The sequence below is a fragment of the Streptomyces sp. CB01635 genome, from assembly GCF_002803065.1.
GTDB lineage: Bacteria > Actinomycetota > Actinomycetes > Streptomycetales > Streptomycetaceae > Streptomyces.
Map to the genome: position 1 here is coordinate 465823 of NZ_NNBL01000003.1, position 23927 is coordinate 489749.

The 23927-nt window shown below is 71.3% G+C and carries 23 protein-coding genes; 13 read left to right on the top strand and 10 right to left on the bottom strand.

What is annotated here, in order from left to right:
• Nucleotides 1-50 precede the first annotated feature (50 nt).
• The 3 genes from CG723_RS10285 (at nucleotide 51) to CG723_RS10295 (ending at nucleotide 4384) form a co-directional block, all read left to right on the top strand.
• On the top strand, nucleotides 51-1235 hold the full coding sequence (locus CG723_RS10285) for a DUF6777 domain-containing protein (RefSeq protein WP_100592971.1): 1185 nt from the start codon (nucleotides 51-53) through the stop codon (nucleotides 1233-1235).
• 136 nt (nucleotides 1236-1371) lie between these two features.
• Nucleotides 1372-3465, top strand: a complete 2094-nt coding sequence (locus CG723_RS10290) for a SpoIIE family protein phosphatase (RefSeq protein WP_100592972.1) — start codon at nucleotides 1372-1374, stop codon at nucleotides 3463-3465.
• A 58-nt stretch (nucleotides 3466-3523) separates the two neighbouring features.
• Nucleotides 3524-4384, top strand: coding sequence for an Fpg/Nei family DNA glycosylase (locus CG723_RS10295; protein ID WP_100592973.1), 861 nt, complete (start codon nucleotides 3524-3526; stop codon nucleotides 4382-4384).
• A 49-nt stretch (nucleotides 4385-4433) separates the two neighbouring features.
• On the opposite strand, the gene CG723_RS10300 is transcribed toward CG723_RS10295, so the two are convergent.
• Nucleotides 4434-5084, bottom strand: a complete 651-nt coding sequence (locus CG723_RS10300) for a zf-HC2 domain-containing protein (RefSeq protein ID WP_100592974.1) — start codon at nucleotides 5082-5084, stop codon at nucleotides 4434-4436.
• 139 nt (nucleotides 5085-5223) lie between these two features.
• Here CG723_RS10300 and CG723_RS10305 point away from each other — a divergent pair, with 139 nt between their 5' ends.
• The 4 genes from CG723_RS10305 to CG723_RS10320 all read left to right on the top strand — a co-directional run bounded on the left by CG723_RS10305 (nucleotide 5224) and on the right by CG723_RS10320 (nucleotide 9163).
• Nucleotides 5224-5973 (top strand): LytR/AlgR family response regulator transcription factor, encoded by a 750-nt coding sequence (locus tag CG723_RS10305; RefSeq protein WP_100592975.1) that lies wholly within the window; start codon nucleotides 5224-5226, stop codon nucleotides 5971-5973.
• 114 nt (nucleotides 5974-6087) lie between these two features.
• Complete coding sequence (locus tag CG723_RS10310) at nucleotides 6088-6435, top strand: hypothetical protein (RefSeq protein WP_100592976.1); 348 nt, start codon at nucleotides 6088-6090, stop codon at nucleotides 6433-6435.
• On the top strand, nucleotides 6432-7967 hold the full coding sequence (locus CG723_RS10315; RefSeq protein ID WP_100592977.1) for a sodium/solute symporter: 1536 nt from the start codon (nucleotides 6432-6434) through the stop codon (nucleotides 7965-7967). Before CG723_RS10310 ends, CG723_RS10315 begins: the two co-directional genes overlap by 4 nt.
• On the top strand, nucleotides 7964-9163 hold the full coding sequence (locus CG723_RS10320; RefSeq protein WP_100592978.1) for a sensor histidine kinase: 1200 nt from the start codon (nucleotides 7964-7966) through the stop codon (nucleotides 9161-9163). Before CG723_RS10315 ends, CG723_RS10320 begins: the two co-directional genes overlap by 4 nt.
• A gap of 37 nt (nucleotides 9164-9200) precedes the next feature.
• Here the strand turns inward: CG723_RS10320 and CG723_RS10325 are convergent, their stop codons facing one another.
• Entirely contained in the window at nucleotides 9201-9719 is a 519-nt protein-coding gene (locus tag CG723_RS10325; RefSeq protein ID WP_100592979.1) for a hypothetical protein, read from the bottom strand.
• A 145-nt stretch (nucleotides 9720-9864) separates the two neighbouring features.
• A complete protein-coding gene (locus tag CG723_RS10330) occupies nucleotides 9865-10419 on the bottom strand; it encodes a sigma-70 family RNA polymerase sigma factor (protein ID WP_100592980.1) in 555 nt (184 codons plus the stop codon).
• Between the two features lie 226 nt (nucleotides 10420-10645).
• On the opposite strand from CG723_RS10330, the gene CG723_RS10335 reads away from it, so the two are divergent.
• A complete protein-coding gene (locus CG723_RS10335) occupies nucleotides 10646-11911 on the top strand; it encodes a CapA family protein (protein WP_100592981.1) in 1266 nt (421 codons plus the stop codon).
• Between the two features lie 3 nt (nucleotides 11912-11914).
• Here CG723_RS10335 and CG723_RS10340 read toward each other — a convergent pair whose 3' ends face one another.
• The 6 genes from CG723_RS10340 to CG723_RS46880 form a co-directional block, all read right to left on the bottom strand.
• Nucleotides 11915-13354, bottom strand: coding sequence for an amino acid permease (locus CG723_RS10340; RefSeq protein ID WP_100592982.1), 1440 nt, complete (start codon nucleotides 13352-13354; stop codon nucleotides 11915-11917).
• Between the two features lie 137 nt (nucleotides 13355-13491).
• Nucleotides 13492-13953, bottom strand: a complete 462-nt coding sequence (locus tag CG723_RS10345) for a universal stress protein (RefSeq protein WP_100592983.1) — start codon at nucleotides 13951-13953, stop codon at nucleotides 13492-13494.
• 144 nt (nucleotides 13954-14097) lie between these two features.
• Nucleotides 14098-14754, bottom strand: a complete 657-nt coding sequence (locus CG723_RS10350) for a class F sortase (RefSeq protein ID WP_100592984.1) — start codon at nucleotides 14752-14754, stop codon at nucleotides 14098-14100.
• 435 nt (nucleotides 14755-15189) lie between these two features.
• The gene (locus CG723_RS10355) at nucleotides 15190-15444 is read right to left on the bottom strand and encodes a hypothetical protein (protein WP_100592985.1); all 255 of its coding nucleotides are present in this window, start codon (nucleotides 15442-15444) and stop codon (nucleotides 15190-15192) included.
• A 76-nt stretch (nucleotides 15445-15520) separates the two neighbouring features.
• Nucleotides 15521-16285: a bestrophin-like domain gene (locus CG723_RS10360; protein ID WP_100592986.1), complete on the bottom strand. Its 765-nt coding sequence runs from the start codon at nucleotides 16283-16285 to the stop codon at nucleotides 15521-15523.
• Nucleotides 16286-16301: 16 nt separating this feature from the next.
• Nucleotides 16302-16811: a hypothetical protein gene (locus CG723_RS46880; protein WP_199841779.1), complete on the bottom strand. Its 510-nt coding sequence runs from the start codon at nucleotides 16809-16811 to the stop codon at nucleotides 16302-16304.
• Nucleotides 16812-17072: 261 nt separating this feature from the next.
• Here CG723_RS46880 and CG723_RS10370 point away from each other — a divergent pair, with 261 nt between their 5' ends.
• From CG723_RS10370 to CG723_RS10385, 4 genes are all read left to right on the top strand, one after another.
• Entirely contained in the window at nucleotides 17073-18026 is a 954-nt protein-coding gene (locus CG723_RS10370) for an SCO0930 family lipoprotein (RefSeq protein WP_100592987.1), read from the top strand.
• Between the two features lie 254 nt (nucleotides 18027-18280).
• The gene (locus CG723_RS10375; RefSeq protein ID WP_100592988.1) at nucleotides 18281-19093 is read left to right on the top strand and encodes an SAM-dependent methyltransferase; all 813 of its coding nucleotides are present in this window, start codon (nucleotides 18281-18283) and stop codon (nucleotides 19091-19093) included.
• Complete coding sequence (locus CG723_RS10380) at nucleotides 19090-21234, top strand: putative bifunctional diguanylate cyclase/phosphodiesterase (protein WP_100592989.1); 2145 nt, start codon at nucleotides 19090-19092, stop codon at nucleotides 21232-21234. Before CG723_RS10375 ends, CG723_RS10380 begins: the two co-directional genes overlap by 4 nt.
• Before the next feature lie 7 nt (nucleotides 21235-21241).
• On the top strand, nucleotides 21242-21970 hold the full coding sequence (locus CG723_RS10385) for a VOC family protein (RefSeq protein ID WP_324902807.1): 729 nt from the start codon (nucleotides 21242-21244) through the stop codon (nucleotides 21968-21970).
• A gap of 270 nt (nucleotides 21971-22240) precedes the next feature.
• On the opposite strand, the gene CG723_RS10390 is transcribed toward CG723_RS10385, so the two are convergent.
• Nucleotides 22241-23122 (bottom strand): LysR family transcriptional regulator, encoded by an 882-nt coding sequence (locus CG723_RS10390; RefSeq protein ID WP_100593793.1) that lies wholly within the window; start codon nucleotides 23120-23122, stop codon nucleotides 22241-22243.
• 131 nt (nucleotides 23123-23253) lie between these two features.
• Between CG723_RS10390 and CG723_RS10395 the strand changes: the two genes are divergently transcribed.
• Nucleotides 23254-23925, top strand: coding sequence for a succinate dehydrogenase (locus CG723_RS10395; protein WP_100592991.1), 672 nt, complete (start codon nucleotides 23254-23256; stop codon nucleotides 23923-23925).
• Nucleotides 23926-23927 lie beyond the last annotated feature (2 nt).

A 23927-nucleotide genomic window follows, 5' to 3' on the forward strand; every position in this document is an offset into this window, starting at 1 on the left:
TCCGTCGCAAACAATGGGGCAAAGTGCCCATATGTAGGCGGGAGAACACGGTGCGCTCACCCACCAGGACCCTTGTCACTGCCTTTGCGATATCCGCCGCACTCCTGGTCGCCGGATGTTCCGGGGACAGCGGCAACAACGCGTCGGCCGACAAGGGGGAGCTGTTCCTCCAGCCCGTGGCGGAGGTGGGCAACGACCCGTTCACCGACTCCACCGCCACCACCACCGAGACTCCTGCCCCCGTCACCCGAACGCCGCAGCCGCCGTCACCGAGCGGCACCGCAACCGCGACCACGCAGGGCATGCGTCCCGTCGACGGCGCGACCCCCGGCCTCTACGGCGGCACGCAGTCCGTCGGAAGCTGCGACGTCGAGAAGCAGGTCGCTTTCCTCACCTCGGACCCGACCAAGGAACGCGCCTTCGCCGACGCCGCGGGCATCTCCGCGACCTCCGTCCCCAGCTTCCTGCGCGGCCTCACCCCCGTCGTACTGCGTGCCGACACCCGCGTCACCAACCACGGCTACCGCTCCGGAGAGGCGACGAGCTACCAGTCCGTGCTCCAGGCCGGCACCGCCGTACTCGTCGACGCACGCGGGATGCCCCGCGTGCGGTGCGCGTGCGGCAACCCGCTGGCACCGCCCGTAGCGTTCACGGGGACGCCGAACACCCAGGGACAGGAGTGGTCCGGCTACCGGCCCACCCAGGTCGTGGTCGTCACCCCGGCACCGAAGGTCATCACGAACATCGTCATCGTGAACATCACCAACAACACGTGGATCGAGCGGAAGGTCGGTGACGACGGACAGCACGACAAGCGCGTGCCGCCGCCCCCGATGCCGAAGCCCAACCCCTCCGACAGCTCCAAGTCGCCCCCGCCGTCGTCCACGTCGCCGAGCTCGAGCAGCAGCTCCAGCAGCAGCCCGTCGGAGTCCTCCAACAGCGCCAGCCCACCGTCGTCGCAGCCGCCCTCGGACGAGTCGGCGCCGCCCTCCTCGGACGAGTCGGCACCGGCCTCCTCGGACGAGTCGGCGCCGGCCTCGGAGCCCGCCGGCCCGCCGACCAGCGCGCCCGGCGACACAGACACCCCGCCGGACTCGCCCCCGAGCGACGGCTCCAGCGACCTCGGCCCGGACACCGTCCCCGACAGCCCCGACAGCCCCGACAGCCCCGACCGGCCCGACGGAAGCGGCCTCATCCCCGACGAGCCGTCCGCCGAGAACGTCCTCGACATCTGACGCGACCCTGCCCGGCGAAAGCGCGCCGGGGCCGCCGCACCGATGGCCCCCGGCGCGCCTCGTGGTGCGCGCAGGGCCATGCGGAGCACGCGGTGTCCCACATGCGAGTGATTCGCGCTGCGCCTAGCGTGGCCCCATGGAAGCCGGTACGGGGGGAGGGGAGCCGACCGACTGCACCCACTGCGGCAGGGCGGCAGGCGGTGCGGCCTGCTGCTTCCTCGCCGAGTTCGGGGACCACCTGGGCATCGGCAGCTTCGACTGGGACCTCGACGCCGGCCTGATGCACATGGACGCCAAGGCCCACGAGATCTTCGACGTACGCCCCGAGGAATACGACGGGCGCCCCGAGACCCTCGATCTCCGCGTCCCCCCGACCGAGGCCGTCCGGCTCGACGGCATCGTCTCCACGGCCCTGAAGGACGGCAGCGAGAACTACGGCGCCTACTTCCGCATCAAATGCCGCGACGGCAGGATGCGCTGGACCCACACCCAGGGCTACATCCGGCGGGACGACACCGGCCGCCCGCGCCGCATCGTCGGCCTCGTCCGCGACGCCACCCAGGAGCTCAGCGACAGCACGGCCCGCCGCGAACAGGACGCCCTGCGCCGCCGCCAGACCAGCGTCGTCCAGGGCACCACGGCCGCACTCGCCCACGCCCGCACCGTCCAGGACGTCATCGACGTGCTCAAGGACAGCCACGGCCTCCAGCACCTCGGCGCCACCAGCCTCGTCATGGGACTCGTCAAGGCCGGCCGCATCCACCTCGTCGCGGACGGCCCCGAGGGCAGCTTCGTGCCCGGCACCAAGGTCACGCGGATCGACGAGCCGTACCCCATGGGCGACGTCGTGCGCACCCTCACGCCCCGCTTCATCGAGTCCCCCGACGACTTCGCCGAGTCCTACCCGCTGCTGTGGCCGCACATCACCCAGCTCGAGATCACGGCCGCGGCCTATCTGCCGCTCATCGCCCAGGCCCGCCCCATCGGCGCGCTCGGCCTGCTCTACAACGAGAAACGCGGCTTCACCGAGGAGGAGCGCAACGTACTCGTCGCCCTCGGCAGCAGCATCGCCCAGAGCCTCCAGCGCGCGATGTTCTACGAGCAGGAGAAGGACCTCGCCCAGGGACTCCAGCAGGCCATGCTGCCCCGCACCATCCCCGCCGTGTCCGGCGCCGACATCGCCGTCCGTTACCGCTCGGCCTCCCTCGGCCGCGACATCGGAGGCGACTGGTACGACGTGATCCCGCTGCCCGGCGGACGCGTCGGTGCCGTCATCGGCGACGTCCAGGGACACGACACCCACGCCGCCGCCGTCATGGGACAGCTGCGCATCGTGCTGCGCGCGTACGCCGCCGAGGGGCACACGCCCGCCACGGTCATGGCCCGCGCCTCCGTCTTCCTCCACGAACTCGACACCGAGCGGTTCGCGACCTGCCTGTACGCGGAGGCCGACCTGTCGACCGGGGTCGTCCAGCTCGTGCGCGCCGGGCATCTGGACCCGCTGCTGCGCCTCACCGACGGGACCTGCCGCAGACTGCCTGTCGACGGCGGCCTGCCGCTGGGCCTCTCCGCCGAGTTCGGCCGGCTCGAATACCCGGTCGGGACCGTCGAGCTCGACCCGGGCCAGACCCTGATCCTGTGCACCGACGGCCTCGTCGAGCAGCCCGGCACCGACCTCGACGACGGACTCCAGGCCCTCACGGCCCTCGTCGGCACCGGCCCCCACGACCTCGGCGACCTCGGCGACCTGTTGTGCGAGAGCGTCGACGAACGCGGCGGTGACGACGATGTCGCCCTGCTCCTGCTGCGCCGCCGCGGCATCGGCGCCCCCCAGTCGGGCGGCCGACTCCAGCAGCATGTCGCGCCGAACGACCCCGAGGCACTGAGAGAGGCCCGGCACATGATCAGGGCCGCCGTCCGGGCCTGGGGCTCGGGCGGGCGCGCGGACGAGATCGAGCTCGTCGCCGACGAGATGATCACCAACGCGCTGATGCACACCGACGGCCCCGCGATCGTCACCCTCCGCGTGATCACCGCGTCCGACCGCAGGCTGCGCGTGGAGGTCGAGGACACCTCCAGCGCGCTGCCGCGCCGGCGCGAGGCGGGCGAGGAAGGCGTCTCGGGGCGCGGCCTGCTCCTGGTGGACCGGCTCGCGGACGTGTGGGGCGTGGAGGCGCGGGGGAGCGGCAAGTGCGTGTGGTGCGAGTTCCTGGTGCCGGCCCGCGACTGACCGGGGCCGTGGCGACGGCTCACATGGCGGTGTCAGTGCCCGGTGGCACTCTGGACCTATGCCGGAACTTCCCGAGGTCGAAGCGCTGACGGACTTCCTCACCGAGCATCTGGTGGGGCACGAGATCGTCCGCGTGCTGCCCGTCGCCGTGAGCGTCCTCAAGACGTACGACCCGCCGCCCGCCGCCCTGGAGGGCCGCACGGTCACGGGCGTGACGCGGCACGGCAAGTTCCTCGACCTCGACGCGGACGGACTTCACCTCGTCACGCACCTGGCCCGCGCGGGCTGGCTCCACTGGAAGGACCGGCTCCCCGACGGCCCGCCCCGCCCCGGCAAAGGACCGCTCGCCCTGCGCGTCGCCCTGGAGGACGGCGAGGGCTTCGACCTCACCGAGGCGGGCACCCAGAAGAGCCTCGCCGTGTACGTCGTCCACGACCCGGCCGATGTCCCCGGCATCGCGAGACTCGGCCCCGACCCGCTCGCCGACGGCTTCGACGAGGCACGCCTCGCCGCACTCCTGGACGGCGAGCGGCGGCAGATCAAGGGGGCGCTGCGCGACCAGAGCCTCATCGCGGGCATCGGGAACGCGTACAGCGACGAGATCCTGCACGCCGCGAAGATGTCCCCGTTCAAGCTCGCGTCGAGCCTGACCGCCGACGACGTGTCCGTCCTCTACAAGGCCCTGCGCGACACGTTGACCGAGGCCGTCGAGCGCTCGCGCGGCGTCGCGGCCGGGCGGCTCAAGGCCGAGAAGAAGAGCGGGCTGCGGGTGCACGGCAAGGCCGGGGAGAAGTGCCCCGTGTGCGGCGACACCATCCGTGAGGTGTCCTTCCACGACTCGTCGCTCCAGTACTGCCCGACCTGCCAGACGGGCGGCAAGCCGCTCGCGGACCGCAGGATGTCGAAGCTCCTGAAGTGACGGCCGTGCCGGCGTGCGCTGCCCGAAGTCACGTGCCAGGAAGGGGGGTTCATCGCATCGGGATGGTCACCAGGCGTGCCCCGTCCGTGGTCCGCACCTCGAAGCGGGCGATCTCCTGAGGGTGGAGCGCCACCGCGCTCTGCGTCGCGGTGGCCCCGGCGTCGTGGGCCCGTACGGCCCAGCTCGTCACCGTCTGCCGCGAACCGTCCTTGCCGACGACCACCAGCTCACACACCCGTGGGCCGCGCGCGTCGTGGACCTCGAGCCCCACCCCGGTGCCCCACTCGTGGCCGGACGCCGTCACCGACGCCGACACCCCGGTCCCCGCGTCCCGTGCGTCCAGGCGCACGGCGCCGTCGCCGGATCCGCCCAGGACCACAACACCCGGCCCCGCCACGGCGAGCACGACCGCCGCCGCCATCGCGCACAGCCACCGCCTCCGGCCCGCCCGGCGCACCCGCTCCATCCGCGAGACCAGCCCGTCCAGGAGCACGGGACCCGCCTCGGCCACCGTCTCCACGGCCGGCGGCGTAGCCCGCGCGTACAGCGCCAGGGCCGCCGTCGTGGACCCGAACCCCCCGACCCGCGCCACGCACCCGGGGCACTGCCCGAGATGGTCCTCGAAGCGGAACCGGTCCGCCTCGTCGAGGACGCCCAGCGCGTAGGCGCCGGCGTCGCGATGCCGATCCAGGGACCTCATGCCGTTCCTCGCGTCGTACGTGTCTGACCTCTGACCGGACCGTGTGTGCCGCTCGCCCTTCCGTACGCAACCGGCCGCCGAATCACTCAAGTCCCACCAGGATTGGCCACCACGGGGCAACCACCTACACTCCAGCCGCATGCTGCGCGTACTGGCCGTCGACGACGAGGAACCTGCACTCGCCGAGCTGCTCTACCTGTTGCGGGCCGACCCGCGGGTGCGCGCTGCCGAGGGCGCCACCGACGCGAACGAGGCGCTGCGCCGCATCGGCCGCGCCCTGGACGCGGGAGGTGACGACGCCGGCGCCATCGACGTGCTCTTCCTCGACATCCAGATGGCCGGGCTCACGGGCCTCGACGTGGCCCGGCTCCTCGCCGGGTTCGCCAAGCCCCCGCTGATCGTCTTCGTCACTGCCCACGAGGACTTCGCCGTGCAGGCCTTCGACCTGAAGGCCGTCGACTACGTCCTCAAGCCCGTCCGCCGGGAACGCCTCGCGGAGGCCGTACGGCGCGTCGCCGAGCAGGCCGCCGTCGCCCGGCCCGCCGTGGACCTCTCCGCCGACCGGATCCCCGTCGAACTCGGCGGCGTCACCCGCCTCGTGGCCGTCGCCGACATCACGTACGCCGAGGCCCAGGGCGACTACGCGCGCCTGCACACCGCCGACGCCAGCCACCTCGTGCGCATACCGCTGACCACCCTGGAGGAACGCTGGCAGCCGCACGGGTTCGTCCGGATCCACCGCAGCCATCTCGTCGCCCTGCACCGCATCGACGAACTCCGTCTCGACGGCGGCGGCATGAGCGTGCGGATAGGCGACGCCGAACTCGCCGTGAGCCGCCGCCACGCGAGCCGTGTCCGGGAACTCCTGATGCGGCGCGCGGGCGGCTGACCGGAAACCGCGTGACCTGGGCCGATACCCGTCGGCCTCTTCCGCTCGGCCCGCACCCCCGCCTACACTCCGGCCGTGTCCGCCAGCGCTGAGCCCGCACCCCGCCGCGAGGTCGTGACCGGCGAGCCGCGCGCGGCTCGCCGGCTGCCCGGCCACCCCACCCAGTGGGAGATCGACGAACAGACGACGCTGGGCGCGGCCTACGTCCGCTCGCTGATGCGCAGTCAACTCCGCACCGGACTCACCGCGTTCGCGGTCCTCGCGCTGCCCGTCGTGACCCTGCCGCTCTTCTTCGGCGCGCTGCGCAACACCACCGTCGTATGGATCGTCCTCGGCTTCGGCTGCTACCCGGTCCTCGTCCTCATCGCCTGGTGGTACGTGCGTCGGGCCGAGCGCAACGAACGCGACTTCGCCCGCCTCGTGCACGGCCGCGCCGCCCGCGAACGTCACGGGGCGCCGTGAACGAGGCGTACGCGATACCCGCCGTGGCCGTGGTCGTCCTGGCCACGGTCCTCATCGGCGGCTTCGGCCTGCGCATCTCCCGCACCACCTCCGACTTCTACGTCGCCTCGCGCACGGTGGGCCCCGGCCTCAACGCCGCGGCGATCAGCGGGGAGTACCTCTCCGCCGCCTCCTTCCTCGGCGTCGCCGGACTGCTGCTCGTGCACGGCCCCGACATGCTCTGGTACCCCGTCGGCTACACCGCCGGATACCTCGTCCTGCTCGTGTTCGTCGCGGCCCCGCTGCGCCGCTCCGGCGCGTACACGCTGCCCGACTTCGCCGAGGGCCGCCTGGAGTCCCGCAGCGTCCGCAGGGTCGTCAGCATGCTCGTGGTCGGCGCGGGCTGGCTCTACCTCGTGCCCCAACTCCAGGGCGCCGGGCTCACGTTGCAGATCCTCACGGGCGCGCCGCGCTGGTTCGGCGGGGCGCTCGTCGCCGCCGTCGTCGTCCTCGCGGTCGCCGCGGGCGGCATGCGCTCCATCACCTTCGTGCAGGCCTTCCAGTACTGGCTGAAGCTGACCGCGCTGCTCGTGCCCGCGTTCTTCCTGGTCCTCGCCTGGCACGGCGACGGCGGCACCCCGCCCTCCGCCGACGGCGCCCCCTGGTCCGGCGCGGGCTCCGGGCAGCCGCTCGCCACCAGCCGCGCGGACCACCCGCTGTACGCGACGTACGGCCTCATCGTCGCCACGTTCCTCGGCACGATGGGCCTGCCGCACGTCGTCGTCCGCTTCTACACCAGCCCGAACGGCCGCGCGGCCCGCCGCACCACGGTCGCCGTGCTCGCCCTCATCGGGCTCTTCTACTGCCTGCCGCCGATCTACGGCTGGCTCGGCCGTCTGTACGCGCCCGAACTGAGCGCCACCCAGGACGCCGACGCGGCCGTCCTGCTCCTGCCGGGGCGGGCCATCGGCGGGCTCGGCGGTGACCTGCTCGGGGCGCTCGTGGCCGGCGGCGCCTTCGCCGCGTTCCTGTCGACCGCCTCGGGTCTGACGATGGCCGTCGCCGGCGTGCTCAGCCAGGACGTCCTGCCGGCCCGCGGCGTACGGCACTTCCGCCTGGCGACACTCCTCGCGATGACCGTTCCGCTGGGCGGGGCGCTCCTGGTCACCGGGGTGCCGGTGGCGGACGCCGTCGGGATGGCGTTCGCGGTGTCGGCGTCCTCGTTCTGCCCGCTGCTCGTCCTCGGCATCTGGTGGCGGCGGCTCACCCCGCCCGGCGCGCGGGCCGGACTGCTCCTCGGCGGCGGCTCCGCGCTCGTCGCGGTCACTCTGACCGTCGCAGGCGTCGCACAGGGCGGCTGGCTGCACACCCTGCTCGCCTGGCCCGCCGTGTGGTCGGTCCCGGTCGGCTTCCTGGCCATGATCCTCGTATCGCTGGCCACCCAGGACTCCGTACCGCCGCACACCAGCGCCACGATGACGCGGCTGCACCTGCCCGAGTCGCTCAGCACGGACGGGACGATCACCGCGGGCGAGCAGGGAGCCCGCCCGTGACCGCCACCGCCGTACTCCTCGCCCTGTGCCCGCTCCTCCTCGCGGGCGGCTTCGTCCTCGGCCGGCGCACGGCGCACCCCGGGGGCCGCAGCGACGTCGGTACGCCCGTGGAGCGGGCCACCTTCGACACGCTGCACACCGCCTCGCTCGCCGCGCCGCCGCTGCGGGCCGGGCTCACCGAGGAGTCGGCTCGCAGGTCTGCCCGCAGGCTGCGCACGCTCCTCGGCACCGACGCGCTCTGCCTCACCAACCGCACCGCCGTCCTCGCCTGGGACGGTGCGGGGGACCAGCACGGAAAACAGGTCATGGGGCATCTCGAAGGTCTGCTCGACACCGGGCGCAGCGCCGCGTTCGGCTGCGGATGCGGCGCCGTCGACTGCCCGCTGCGCTGGGCCGTGGCCGCCCCGATCGTCACCGACGGGCGCGTGCTCGGCGCCCTCGTCGCCTACGCGCCCCGCGAGTCGGCCGTCCTCGCCCGCGCAGCCGACGAGGTGGCCCGCTGGATCTCCGTACAGCTGGAGCTGGCCGAACTCGACCGCTCCCGCACCCGCCTCATCGAGGCCGAGATCAAGGCGCTGCGCGCGCAGATCTCGCCGCACTTCATCTTCAACTCACTGGCCGCCATCGCCTCGTTCGTGCGCACGGACCCCGAGCGTGCCCGCGAACTCCTCCTGGAATTCGCCGACTTCACCCGCTACTCGTTCCGCCGCCACGGAGACTTCACCACGCTCGCCGACGAACTGCACTCCATCGACCAGTATCTGGCCCTGGTCCGGGCCCGGTTCGGCGACCGACTCTCGGTCACGCTCCAGATCGCGCCCGAGGTGCTGCCGGTGGCGCTGCCCTTCCTGTGCCTTCAGCCCCTCGTCGAGAACGCCGTGAAGCACGGCCTGGAGGGCGCCGTCACCGGCAGTCGCATCACGATCGGCGCCCGGGACGCGGGCGCGGAGGCGGAGGTCGTCATCGAGGACGACGGGGTCGGCATGGACCCGGGCGAGCTGCGCGCGATCCTGCGCGGCGAGGGCGGCACCTCGACCGGGATCGGCCTCTCGAACGTCGACGAGCGGCTCAGGCAGGCGTTCGGCGACGACTACGGCCTCGTCATCGAGACCGGCACCGGCGCGGGCATGAAGATCACCGTGCGGATCCCCAAGTACCGCGCGGGCGTGCACTCTTCGGGCGTCGAGGTCGAATAGCGGGACAGCAGAGGCCCCACGAAGGGGCCGAAGGCCTTCAGAACAGATGGATCGCCAGATGGCCGAGCGGCAGCCCCAGTTGCCACGCCGGTGTCCAGACCTTCGGCCCGTCGTCCTCCTCGTCGGGCAGCGACCCGCGGCCCGGCACGGAGTCCAGGTCCGGCGCTAGCAGTTCCGTCTCCTCCAGCCATCGCCAGGCCGCCTCGGCCAGTTCGAGGTCCGGCGAAGGTCTGTTCTCATCAAGCGCCTGCGCGGCAAGGCGCCCCATGTGCTCCCGCACCCAGTACTGCCACGGCTGGTCGTACGCCGTCAGCGACAGCCAGGTCTCCAGCTGGGACACGACCCGGATGCCGGACAGCTCGCCGTCCGTGTCCGACAGGAAGATCGTCAGTGCGAGTGCGTCGCGCCCGGCCCGGAACTCGAAGGACGTGGGCGGCATCAGATCACCGGTGCGCAGCAGCTCATCGGCGATGTATTCGGCGTACAACCACGCCATCGGCACCATCAGTTCGCCGCCGCCGGCGTCCGATGTGCCTTCCTTGCTCCCGTGCAACATCCCTTCCTGCCTTCCTCCGGTCCGTGCGCTGTGCCGGCCCCCGGGCCCTCGCGCCCGACCGGGCGGGGGAGGACAGCCGATTACTCAATCGAGGACCGGGGCACCGGGCAAGGCGCTTTACGGAGGCTTGACCTGTTGTCCGGTTTCAATGCGGGCCGACCGTGTTCGCCTCATAGCCCGGGAGCACCCTGCGCAGTGCGCGCAGCGCGTAGTACGCGCGGGACTTCACGGTACCGGGAGGGATGCCGAGTGCCGCGGCGGCCTCGGCCACGGAGGCGCCACGGAAGTACACCTGGAGGAGCACCGCCCGGTGCTCCGGGCTGAGCGTCGCCACGGCTTCCCGCACATCGAGAGCGGCCGCCGAGCGCTCCGCGTGGTCGGCGCAGACCCGCGCGCTCTCCAGGACCGTGCCGCCGATCTCCGGGGGGCGGGCGAGCCGCGCACGCCGGGCGTCTATGGCGAGCCTGCGGCCGACGGTGAACAGCCAGGGCCGCACGGACTCGTAGTCGGCGCGCAGCGCCTCCGGATGCTGCCAGGCGCGGACGAACGTCTCCTGGACCAGGTCTTCCGCCCGCTGCCGGTCGCCGTCGCACAGCCGCAGGAGGAAGGAGAGAAGCGGCCTGCCGTGCTCGCGCTGGAGCTCGGCCAGCACATGTGCAGCCGTGCGGTCGGGTCCTTCGGTCTTCGTGGCGGTCGTCATGGCCGTATGGCAGCGCAGCTCGCCGCTCACGCCCAGAGCACGGGCAGCGGTCTGCGACGGGCGGTCGATGCCGTCGGCGAGCGGTGCGGCGAACGGGGCCGACTGCGCCGGAACGTGACGCCGTTGTGGGGACTGCGGCGGTATGGAGCCTTGACTCGGCCCGATGCCCGTACGTCTATGCGTATGTCCAAAATCACCTTATCCACCGAATCATGGAGCTTGGTCGATGACGCAACGCACACGGGCCGCAAGCCGCACGGGACGCACCAGACACACGCCACACGCACGGCGCACACGGCAGGGCGCGGCGGTCCTCGCGGCCGCACTCATCGCGGCGGGCGCGGGCTGCTCCGCGCCCGCGGACCGCACACATCGTTCGGCGCCCCAGGGGAGCGGCACCCCGGCGCCCCACGGCAGCGACACCCCGGCGCCGTCGGCCGCCGGCGGCGCCACCGGCGGGCACCGCGGCTTCACGCTCGTCGCCTCCGGTGACGTACTGCCGCACGCCTCGATCATCAAGAAGGCGAAAACCGACGCGGGCGGCGACGGGTACGACTTCGCGCCGATGCTGTCCGGCGTGCAGCCGGCCGTCTCCAAAGCGGATCTGGCGATCTGTCACATGGAGACGGTCTACGGCACCGCGGGCCAGTACACCGGCGACCCGAAGTTCAAGTCCCCGCCCGAGGTCGCCAAAGGGCTGCGCGACACGGGCTACGACGCCTGCTCCACGGCCTCGGACCATGCCCTCGACGACGGCGCCGCCGGCATCGACCGCACCCTCGATGCCATGGACCGCGCGGGCATCCGCCACACGGGATCGGCCCGAACCGCCGCCGAGGCCGGCAGCCCCGCGTGGCTGCGCGCCGGTGACGCCAAGGTCGCCCACCTCGCGTACACGTACGACACGAACGGCGCCCCGATGCCCAAGGGGCGGCCGTGGGCCGTGAATACGATCGACAGTCAGCGGATCGTCGAAGACGCGCGGGCGGCCCGGAAGGCGGGCGCGGACGTGGTGGTCCTCTCGCTGCACTGGGGCACCGAATGGCAGGACGAGCCGGACGAGAGCCAGCTGAGGCTCGGCGACGAGCTCACCGCGTCCCGCACGGACGGCCGCCCCGACATCGATCTGATCCTCGGCACGCACGCGCACGTCCCGCAGGCGTACGAGAAGGTCAACGGCACCTGGGTGGTCTACGGCATGGGCGACCAGATCGCCGGCGAGATGTACAACGACGACGGCGCCCAGGACCCGCGCGGCAACGAGGGCACGATCGGCCGCTTCACCTTCGCGCCGCCGGAGCGGGCCGGCGGCCGCTGGGAGGTGCGCAAGGCCGAGTTCCTCCCCCAGTGGTTCAACGTCGGCCTGGGCCGCGTCATCAACGTCAACCAGGCCATCCACGACGGCCTCGGCCTGAACGACGTCCGCGACCGGATCAGCCAGGCCGTCCTCAGCCGCGGCGCGGCCGAGGACGGCCTGACCATGGGCAGGTAGCGGTCAGGACTTCGCCGACGGGTCCGTCTTCGCCAGCTCCGACCTCTTGTACGAGTAGCTGAAGTAGATGACGAGCCCGATGGCGAACCACACCGCGAACCGCACCCACGTCTGCCACTGCAGGAACGTGATCAGCCAGATCGAGAAGACGACGCCGAGCGCGGGCACCACCGGCATACCGGGCGTGCGGAACGTGCGGGGCAGGTCGGGCCGCTTGTAGCGCAGCACGATCACCGCGATGCACACCACGACGAACGCCAGCAGGATGCCGATGTTGGTCAGCTCGGCCGCCTCCCCGATCGGCAGGAACCCGGCGATGACGGCCGACGCGCACCCGACGATCCACGTCACGCGCGTCGGCACGTGCCGGGTGGGATGGGTCTTCGCGAACCACTTGGGCAGCAGCCCGTCACGGCTCATCGAGAACCACACGCGGGTGACGCCCAGCATGAAGGTGAACATCACCGTGAGGATGCCGATGATCGCGCCCACCGCGATGACACTCGCGAGCCCGCTCAGGCCCACCGACTTGAACGCCGTCGAGAAGCCGCTCTCCGGGTCGATGTCCTTGTAGTTCTGCATGCCGGTCAGGACCAGGCACGCCAGCACGTACAGGACCATCGAGATCGCGAGCGAGTAGAGGATCGCCTTCGGCATGTGGTGCTGCGCGTCCTTGGACTCCTCGGCCGCCGTCGACATGGCGTCGTACCCGAACACCGCGAAGAAGACGGTGGCCGCGCCCGTGAACGCGCCACTGACGCCGAACGGGAAGAACGGCGTGTAGTTGCCCGTGTCGATGTGGAAGAAGCCCACGCCGATGACCAGCAGCACCACGAGGACCTTCAGGACCACCACGACGGTCTCGAAGCGCGCCGCGTTCTTGATGCCGAGCGTCAGCAGGTACGCGATCAGCAGGCACAGCAGCGCGGCGAACAGGTCGATCCTGTGGCCGTCGCCCGTGCCCGGCGCGCCCAGCATCCAGTGCGGCAGGTCGAGCCCCATCTCGCCGAGCAGGAAGCTGAAGTAGCCCGAGATGCCGATGGCGACGACCGCGACGATCGCCGTGTACTCCAGGAGCAGGTCCCAGCCGATGAACCAGCCGACCAGCTCGCCGAGGACCGCGTACCCGTACGTGTAGGCGGACCCGGCCTTCGGGATGAGGCCGGCGAACTCCGCGTACGACAGCGCGGCGCACGCGCTCGCGACGCCCGCGATGAGGAACGAGATCAGGACCGCGGGCCCCGCCGTGCCGTTGGCGACCGTACCCGCGAGGGTGAAGATGCCGGCACCGATGATGCCGCCGACGCCGATCGCGGTGAGCTGCCACAGGCCGAGGGAGCGGGTGAGCTGCTGCCCGCCGCCCCCCTCGGTCTCCTCGATCTGTTCGATGGGCTTACGGCGCAGTACGCCCTGCCCCATCCGAAGTCCTCTGAGACCGGCCATGGGCTCCACCTCTTCGCGGACGGCAGTCGGCTGACGGGCGATCATGATGGCCCAGCCGCGGCGGCTGCGGAAGAAGGCACGCTCTATGGGGTGCGAGGGTTCGTATGGGGTTGGTTCCGGGTTCCGGGTTCCGGTGGTTACGGGACCACGGTGACGGGCCAGCGCCCTGCCTTCACCAGCCGGATCGCCACCGACCCGACGATGCGGTGTCCCGCCTGTTCGGACGCGCCGACGACCACGGCGTCCGCCTTCAGTTCGTCGGCGGCGGTGACCAGGCCGTTGTACGGGTCGCCGCGGAAGGTGTGGAACTCCCAGCGCACCTCGTATATGCCCTTCACCCGCTCCGCCGCGTCCCTGATCTCGGTGATCAGACCCTCGGCGATCTCGTCCGTGGTGTCGGCCACGGGGACGCCGAGCGCGGCGCCGGTGGCCATGATGGGCTGGACGTAGACGACGGCGAGGAGGGCGCGCTGGCGCCGCGCGAGGCCTCCGGCGTAGGACGCGGCGCGCAGCGACGAGTCGGAGCCGTCCACCCCGACCACGATCACCTTGGGGCCGTCCGTACCGCGTTCGAACTGGTGTGGCTGCTCTGCGTTCACAGCGGTGAGGCTAGCGGAAACCCCAGGTCCCACAGGTGCTGGGGGCGGCACGTGCCGTACGGGCCCGCCGCGGGCGCTGCACTAGGGCTGCCGCATCATGGTGCCCAGGCGCCGGGGAGTCTGAGCCGGTTTTCGCCCGCCGGGTCAGCGCACCTCGATCAGGCGGGCGAAGACGACGACATTCCCGTCGTAGCCGTTCTGTTTGGAGAAACCGCCACCGCACGTGATCACCCTCAGTTCGGGCACTCCCGTGCTGCCGTAGACGCGTTTCCCCGGGAAATTCGCCTTGCTGAAGACCTCGATGCCGTAGATCTCGAACACGGCGGTCTTCCGGTCCTTGCGCATGACCTGGACGTGGTTTCCCTTTTTGAGCGAGCCGAGTCCGTAGAAGACCGCGGGCCCCTGCTGGTTGTCGACATGGCCGACGATGACAGCGGTGCCCTTCTCGCCCGGAGTCACGCCACCGGTGAACCAGCCCGCGAGATTCGGGTCCTCCGGCGGCGGGGCGTCCACCCAGCCGTCCGCGGCGACCCCTACGGGCATGACCGGGGCGTCCACCTGGATCGCCGGGATCTGCACCCGGTCCGCCACGGAGAACGGCAGCGGCTTCGGCGCCGCCGCACCGGAGGGGGAGCGGGGATCCGCTGCCGCCGCCGACGCGGGCTGCGGGGGACCGATGTCGAATTCCCCCGATCCATTGCGGATCAGCGCGAGTCCGGTGAGCAGAACCAGCGCCATCACGCCCCACGGCGCGCGCTTCTTCTGCTGACCCTCCTCGTCGGCCGGCTGGGACGAAGACATTCGTTCACCCCTCTCGACGCGGCGGCGAGACCGCGTCACTTGCGCTTACTGAAAAACTAAGCGCGGCGCACGCGGGGGGCGACAGCCCAGGAGCGAATGGGTGGCGGCCAGGAGTGCGGTGTGCCATACGAGTCCGTGTCGCCGACAAAGCGACATCACCGACAACGCAACATCGTCGCCAGGTCCAGCCTCATCGCGTGGGGTGGCCGGATCGTCGTGACTGCGACGGCAGTCCTTGCCAGAGAGGCCGCCGCACCGTCGCGTCACCCGCGTTCCGGACGACGCGCCACCCCGACCGACATGGCCAACCGGGGCGAAGGGCCGTGCGGCGGTTCGGGCATTGCTGTCGCCCGAGCGGCGCCGCGACCGGTCGCCAGGTACGGACCCGTACGGCCGCGCTCCGTGTAGGGCGAACGGGGTGACGCTGTCCGCCGGTCAGGCGACAGGGTGGTGCGGGGACGGCTCGTCGGGGCCCGTCGTGTGCCATACGTGCGCGCCCGCGCCGCGCCATTCGACCAGATGGGGATCGTCGAGCGTCATGTCGGACTCCCCGAGCCCGGCCGAACGCAGCAGCCGGATGAGGTCCTGATCGCTGTGCGCGAGCCCGACGGCCCGCCCCCGCACGGTGACATGCCGCCCGCCTTCGGGTGCGGGAGGGTGTACGACGATGGGGGCGTGCCAGGCAGTCATGGGACCAGAGTGCGTCGCCGGGGCGCAGGGTGCAGGGCGGGCCGCGCCGACCCGAGATGAGCGCGGCCCGACGGTCTCACCCCCCGGCGTGCGGGAACAGCATGAGGAAGGGTTCCACGGTGGCCGCGACCCCGCGGCTGTAGGGCGCGTCGAGGTCCCAGACCAGGAAGAGCAGGAACGCGATCAGTGCCGAGAAGAGCCCGGCGAGGACCAGCTCGCGTGCCGTTCTGCGGATCTGGAGTGCGAAGACCATCCCGATCGTGACGAGGCCTCCCGCGATGAGGCCGAACCAGACCACGCCCGGCATCGTGGCGCCGGTGGAGTCCGCGCGCGCGTTGCGGGCGTCGTCCGCGGCGGTGATCTGGTCGAGCAGCGGCTGGTAGGCCTGCGCCTCGAAGTCCGTCTTCGGCTGGTAGTCGGTGACGTCGTGGCGCACCTTGTCGAGGAGCCGGGTGCCCTGGGCGGTGAGATGGCCCTTGTTCTTCATCGTGCGCCACTCGGTGGTGACGACATGGCTGACATAGGTGTCGACATCCGAGCGGATACGGGTTCTGACCTCCGTCGGATAGACGCGGACGCGTTCATGGACCTCGTGCAGCGCCTGCGCCTCGTTGCGTACATGGTCCTGGGCGGCGCTGCGGCCCTCCCAGACGCCCGCGATGGCGAGGCCCAGGACGATCGCGTACACCACGCCGATCATCATCGTCATGTACTCGATGACGTCAGGGGTCTCGCTCGGGTCGTCGTCGTCGCCGATCCTGCGCTGCTGAAGAACGGTCACGACGAGCACGACCGCGCACGCGGCCACCATCGCGAGGGTGAGAACAAGCCATTCCGACATCAGGACCTCCGGGCGGTCAGCGCGGGCGCAGCGCGGCTACGGCGAGCACCGCGGGCGCGGTGATGAGCAGGGTGAGCGATACCAGGGAAGGCCCGCCGCTCGGCGGCGCCTTGCGGGGCGCGGGGCGGTATTCGGGGTAACTGACCGGAGTCGGCGAGGGCTTGGGGCGCACCGTCGGCTTCGGGGCGGGCGGCGGCGGTGCCTTCACGGGCGGAGGCGGAGGCGGAGGTGGCGGTGGCGGCGGTGGCGGTGGGGGAGGTGGTGGTGGCGGCGGTGGTTTTGGGGCCGGGGGCGGCGCGGGCTTCCGCGGCGGTGGCTTGACGGGTCCCGCCCGGCAGACGACGCCGTCACCGGCGCGGGCTATCGCGTCGCCGCCCTTGCCGATCGAGGCGTATGCGCAGTTGTCGGCCGGGGTCAGTGCGGCCGCCGTGGCGCCGGCCGCGGGCGAGCCCAGCAGCCAGGCCAGCGCGAGCACCGCCACCACCCGTGTGACCAGGGTCGACCTGGCCCCTCTGGATCCGTACACGACGGAGATCATGGGCGGCGGGAGGCGTCGCCACGCCCCGGCCGCCGAGGATTGGTCCGAAGGTGGGGAGATGGGGGGCGCCAGGTTTGCCCACGGCCACCGGAGCGCACGCGTGGCCGGCCCCGGATGCGTCCCGCGCCCCCTCACCAAAAAGAAATTTCCGGCCCCGTTGAACACATCCGCCGTCGCCGCGCGTACCTAGGGCCATGTGCGGCACCTTCCGGGATCGCACAACACCCAAGCAACCAGCGGGAGTTGGCAATGAACACCTGGCGGAGCGCCTCACTCGTAGCGACCGCTGCGGCCCTGCTGGCGCTGACGACGGCGTGCGGTCAGGACCAGGGCAATCAGTCGCCCAACGGCCAGTCCGTGGGCAACGCCGCCCCGGCGCAGGGCGGTTACGGCAACGGGGACGCGTACGGCAGTGGCGACGGCTACGGAGACGCGAAGGACGCGGGGGCGGCCAAGGCGAAGCCGGCCGGACAGCTCGCCACCTGGGACAGCAAGAAGCTCGGACAGGTCCTCACGGACAGCGAGGGCTTCACGATGTACCGCTTCGACAAGGACACCGCGCAGCCGCCCAAGTCGAACTGTGACGACGCCTGCCTCAAGGCGTGGCCCGTGGTGCCCGCGGACGGCGCCAAGGCGGCGCCCGGCGTCGACCAGTCGCTGCTCGGCGAGGTCACCGCGGCCGACGGCACCAAGCAGCTGACGATCGACGGCTGGCCCATGTACCGGTACGCGATGGACACCAAGCCGGGCGACGCGAAGGGGCAGGGCGTCGGAGGCGTCTGGTACGCCGCCGGGCCCGACGGCAAGAAGGCGAGCCCCGCCGCCGCGCAGCCCGCCGACCTGGCCGGCCTGTCCACACGCAAGGACCCGAAACTCGGCGAGATCGTCGTCGACAAGAACGGAATGACCGTCTACCGGTTCCTCAAGGACTCGGCTTGGCCCATCAAGTCGAACTGTGTCGACACCTGCGCGGAGAACTGGCCGGCCGTAGCGCCCGTCGCGAAGAACGACACCAAGGGCATCCTCAAGAAGGGCTTCATGACGTACGACCGCCCCGACGGAGGCAAGCAGCAGACGATCAACTGCTGGCCGATCTACACCTACTCCGGCGACAAGAAGCCCGGCGACACCAATGGGCAGGGCGTGGGCGGCACTTGGTACGCCGCTGCGCCCGACGGAAAGCCCGTGGGAGCGCCGAAGTAGGCGCACCGCGTAGAGTCTGCTGCGGATTTGGCGAATCGCCGGTCTGTTCCCCCGTGATCACGCGGAGGGAACAGGCCGGTTCTTTTCCGTTGCGACAGTGAGGGTTTCGGGGTGATTTCGGATCATTGCCATTCGGCACTTGCCGGAGGCAGTGACCGAGAACGGACGGTCAATTTCCGTTTTGACTCGCTCCATTGGCGGGCGATCAGTAGCCTCAGCTCGAACACCGGCTCGCCTACGCCTTGGAGACATTGATGGAGCGTCCCGCCTGGGCCCCTCAGGGCATTGACATCTCGGTGCCCAGCGTGTCCCGGATCTACGACTACTACCTGGGCGGTTCGCACAACTTCGAGGTGGACCGGGAGGCGGCCCGCAAGGCGATGGAGTTCATGCCGGGGCTCCCGAAGATCATGCAGGCGAATCGTGCCTTCATGCGCCGGGCAGTGCGTTACGCGGTCCAGCAGGGCGTCACCCAGTTCCTGGACATCGGATCCGGAATCCCCACCTTCGGCAACGTCCACGAGGTGGCCCAGGCGGCCGACTCCGAAGCGCGCGTCGTGTACGTCGACCACGACCCGGTCGCCGTCGCGCACAGCCGGGCCGTCCTCGACGGCAACGACCGCGCGGCCGTCGTGACCGCCGACCTGCGCAAGCCCCGCGAGATCCTCGCGGCCCCCGAGGTCGGTGAACTCCTCGACCTGGACAAGCCGGTCGCCCTGCTCCTCGTCGCCGTTCTGCACTTCGTCGAGGACGCCGACGACCCGCAGAGCGCCGTCGCCGAACTGCGCGACGCCCTCGCGCCGGGCAGCCTCCTGATCGTCACGCACGCCGCGTACGAGGGCATCCCCGTACCCGCCGCGCGCGCCGCCGGCACGGTCGACGTGTACAAGAACATACGCAACCCGCTGATCATGCGCTCGCGCGAGGAGATCGCGCGATTCTTCGAGGGATACGAGATGGTGGAACCCGGACTCGTACAGATGCCCGAATGGCGGCCGGAGAACGCGCCCGCGGACGAGGATCCATATGCCTTCTCGGGCTGCGCCGGCGTGGGGCGCAAGGCGTGAGCGGCGAACCGGACGGGCCCGAGGGCAGACTGCGCAGGTTCGCCACCATCTGGAGCCGGGCGATCTTCCCGGTGACGGCGACCTCCCTGACCCGGGTCGAGTTCGAGAAGGAACTCATGCCGCTCGCGCGGCGGTTGCGGGACGCGCTCGGCGAGCGGACCCTGGACGCGCCCGCGGCCCAGGCCGTCGGCGCGGCGCTGATCGGCGTGCACTGCACCGACCCCGAGGCGCTCACCCGCACCCTCGACGTCGTCGACGCCTACCTCGTCCTGTACTGCCGTACCGACGAGGACCGGCGCGAGGAAGAGCTGCGGGCGCGCTGCGCCCGGCTCCAGCACTCCGTCGCGGCCGGCTTCGCCCAGGCCCTGCGCGAGCGGACCCTCGTCGAGCAGGAGGCCATCTCACGGGCCGCCCTGAGCGCGCGCAGCGCGGTCGCCGAGGCGCTGCACGCGAGCGAGGCCCGGTTCCGCGCGGTGTTCCACGGCGCGGCCATCGGCATCGGCATAGCGGACCTCGAGGGCACGGTCCTGGAGGCCAACGACGCACTGGTGCGCATGTTCGGCGGCGCCGAGAACCTGGTGCGCGGCCGCAACGTCGTCGAGTGGACCCACCCCGACGACCCCCCGCACGTGTGGCGCCTGTACGAGGAGCTGGTGCGCGGCGAGCGCGAGCACTACCGCGTGGAGAAGGCGTTCTACCGCCCCGACGGCACCGCCCTGTGGACGAACCTGACCGTCTCTCTGCTGCGGGACGCCGACGGAGTGCCGCAGTACCAGCTGGCGCTGATGGAGGACACCACCGAGCGTCGCCTCCTGAACCTGCGGCTGCGCTACGAGGCCACCCACGACGCACTCACCGGGCTCCCCAACAGGACCCTGTTCTTCGAGCGCCTGGAGAAGGCGCTCGCGGCCGGCGACGGCATGCGCTTCGGCCTGTGCTACCTCGACCTCGACGGCTTCAAGACCATCAACGACAGCCTCGGCCACGCGGCGGGAGACCGGCTCCTCGTCGAGGTCGCCGACCGTCTCCAGGCCTGCGCCACCGCGCCCGGCGAGATGGTGGCGAGGCTCGGCGGCGACGAGTTCGTCGCGCTGACCACCGGCCGTGACACCGCGGCCGAGGTCGACGACCTCGCCGGGCGCATCATGCACGCGCTGGCCGCCCCCATCCGCATCGACGGCCGCGAGCTGACCGTGCGCGGCTCCATCGGCATCGTGGAGGGCCCCGCGGCGGGGGAGCGCAGCCCGGCGGAGGTGCTGCGCAGCGCCGACATCACCATGTACCGGGCCAAGTCGGCGGGCGGCAACCGCTACGAGCTCGCCGACCCCGAGGCCGACGCGCGCGCCATCACCCGGCACGGCCTCACGACCGCGCTGCCCGCGGCCCTGGAGCGCGGCGAGTTCTTCATCGAGTACCAGCCGCTCGTGCACCTCGGCGACGGCAGTGTGCGGGGCGCCGAGGCGCTGGTGCGGTGGCTGCATCCGCAGCACGGTGTGCTCGGGCCCGACCAGTTCATCCCGCTCGCCGAGGACACCGGCCTCATCGTGCCCCTCGGGCGCTGGGTCCTGGAGGAGTCAGTGCGCCAGGCCCGGGTCTGGCAGGAGCGTTACGAGGACGCCGGGCCCCTGCGCATCAACGTGAACCTGTCCCCGATGCAGCTCACCCACCCGGGCCTGGTCTCCGACACCGTCGACATCCTGGAGCGCTTCGGACTCGAACCCGGCGCCCTGTGCCTGGAGGTCACCGAATCGGCCCTGATCGGCGCGGATGACGATCTCCTGAAGCCTCTGCGGCGGCTCGCCGAGATGGGCGTGGACATCGCGCTGGACGACTTCGGTACGGGCTACTCGAACCTCGCGAACCTGCGCCGGCTCCCTGTGAGCGTCCTCAAGCTGGACCGCTCCTTCACGCAGGGTATGCAGCGGTACCCCGCCGACCCCGTCGACCTGAAGATCGTCGAGGGCATCGTCGCGCTCGCGCACAGCCTCGACCTCTCCGTCACCGTGGAGGGCGTGGAGACGGGCGCACAGGCCGAGCAGCTGCGCGACCTGGGCTGCGACACCGCGCAGGGCTGGTACTACGCCCGCCCGGGCCCGCCGGACCGCCTGCACGAGCTCGCCCTGTGCGACGCGTCGGGGTGAGGCCCTGGTGATCCGCTGGGTGTACGCCTTCATCGACCGGCCGGAGGCGCACTTCGGGGCGGCCTGCGACTTCTGGACGCGGGTCACGGGGACGCACCTGTCCGCGCCCCGCGGCGACCACGACGAGTTCGCGACGCTGCTGCCGGACGGCTCCGCCGATCCGCACCTGAAGGCGCAGGCGGTCAACGGCCCAGGCGGCGCACACTTGGACTTCGCGGTGGACGACCTCGCTCGGACAACTGGCCTGGCGCACCGCCTCGGCGCGACGCCCGTCCACACGGAGGACGGCCTGGAGGTCCTGCGCTCACCCGGCGGCCAGCTGTTCTGCCTGGTCCCGTGGTCCGGCGAGCACCGGCGCCCGGCCCCCGTCACGGCCCCCGACGGGACGACGAGCCGCCTGGACCAGGTCTGCATCGATCTGGCCCCGGCGGTGTACGAGGCGGAGATCGACTTCTGGACCAAGTTCACCGCCTGGACCTCGTCGCCGGGCACGCTCCCGGAGTTCCACAGGATCCGCCCCCCGACGGAACTCCCCGTACAAATCCTGCTGCAACGCCTGACGGCCGCCCGTCCCACAGCCGCCCACCTGGACCTGGCCTGCACAAACACGGAATCAACCCGAGCCTGGCACGAATCCCTGGGCGCGAAACTCGTATCAAAGGGCGCACACTGGCTGGTCCTACAGGACCCATCGGCAACAAGGTATTGCCTGACATCGAGACCCCCCACCCCCTAGGGGCGCGGGCCACGGCACAAAAAACGCCGACAGCCCGCACGTCCCAAACAAGCCCAGCCCCCGATCAGGGGCGCGGGGAACTGTGCAAAAACCCACGAACAACCCGCAGCCGCGATCCGGTCGCCCCCGATCAGCGGCGCGGGGAACTGCGCAAACCCCACGACCCACCGGCACCTGACCAAGCCGCCGAGGCGCTCCGATCAGGGGCGCGGGGAACTGCGCAAAACCCCCAAAGGCCATCCGCGCACATTCCCCCGCCCAAAAAGCACGTCACCCCTCCAACAACATCCGCTGAAGCTCCCGCGCGGCCCGAGGCGGAGCCACATCGCTGCGATGCGCCAGCGCAATCGTCCGGTGCAGCCCGGGACGGGCAAGCGGAGTCACCCGCAGATCGGCCCCCGCCCGCGTCGCGACCATATGCGGCACGACGGCCACCCCAAGCCCCGCCCGCACAAATCCAAGGACCGCGTCCATCTCCCCGCCCTCCACCGCGAAATCCGGCTCGAACCCCTCCGCCCGGCACGCGGTGACGGTCAGTTCTCGCAGGTCATAGCCGTGCCGGAACATCACAAGCCGCTCGCCCTCAAGATCGGCAATGCGCACGGACCGTCCCCGCCCGGGCCGCGGCGCATCCGGCGACGACACGACCACCAGATCCTCCCGCAGCAGCTCCACGGTCGTCAGCGCCGGCGCCGGCGCGGGCAGTGGCAGCACCACGAGAGCCAGATCCAGCGCGCCGCGCGCCAGTTCGCGTACGAGGTCGTGGGAGCCGCCCTCCTCGATCATCAAGCGGATCCCGGGATACCGGTCGTGGAAGCTGCGCAGCACATCGGGCAGCAGGCCCGTGCACAGCGAGGGCGTCGCGCCGAGCCGCACCCGGCCGCTCTTGAGCTGCGCCAGCTCCTGCACCTCCTGCCGCGCCGTGTCCGCGTCGGCGAGGATGCGGCGGGCCAGCGGAAGGAGCGCCTCGCCCGCGTCGGTGAGCGTGATGTTCCCCCGGGCGCGCAGGAAGAGGTCCGCGCCCAGCTCCCGCTCCAGGGACCGGATCTGCTGGGACAGCGACGGCTGGGCGACATGGACCACCTCGGCGGCCCGGGTGAAGTGCCGGGTCTCGGCAACCGCGACAAAGTACTGGAGCTGCTGGAACTGCATGACCCCCACCGTAATCGCTCGATAGTCTGCGCCTATGGAAATGAGCCGGACCATGTCTTGGACCGATCGGGCCCTTCGGCTCTAGCGTGCGTGACATGGCTCTGGCAACACGGACGGACCGACGGCCGTCCATGACGCGTACGCTCTGGGACTCGTCCGTCGGCAAGAAGACAGTGATGGCCGTGAGCGGCCTGATCATGCTGCTCTACTTGGTCGTCCACATGATCGGCAACCTGAAGATCTTCTTCGGGTCGGGCGAGTTCAACCACTACGCGCACTGGCTGCGCACGGTCGGTGAGCCGTTCATGCACTACGAGTGGACGCTGTGGCTCGTCCGCGTCGTGCTCCTGGCCGCCGTCGTCGCGCACGCCACGTCCGCGTACCAGCTGAGCCGGCGCGACATCAGGGCCCGCCCGGCCAAGTACGTGCACAAGAAGGCCCGTTCGAGCTACGCCACCCGCACGATGCGCTGGGGCGGCATCATCCTCGCGCTGTTCCTCGTGTGGCACCTCCTCGACCTGACGACCGGCACCGCGCACCCGGGCGGCTTCCAGCCGGGCCACCCGTACCAGAACGTGATCGACACCTTCTCCACCTGGTACGGCAACGTCGTCTACATCGTCGCGATGCTCGCTCTCGGCCTGCACGTCCAGCACGGCTTCTGGAGCGCGGCGCAGACCCTCGGCGTGGGCAGCGCGACCCGCGACCGCGTCCTGAAGACCATCGCCAATGTTCTCGCGCTGCTGCTCACGGCCGGCTTCATCGCCGTACCCGTGGGCGTCATGACCGGAGTGGTGAGCTGACC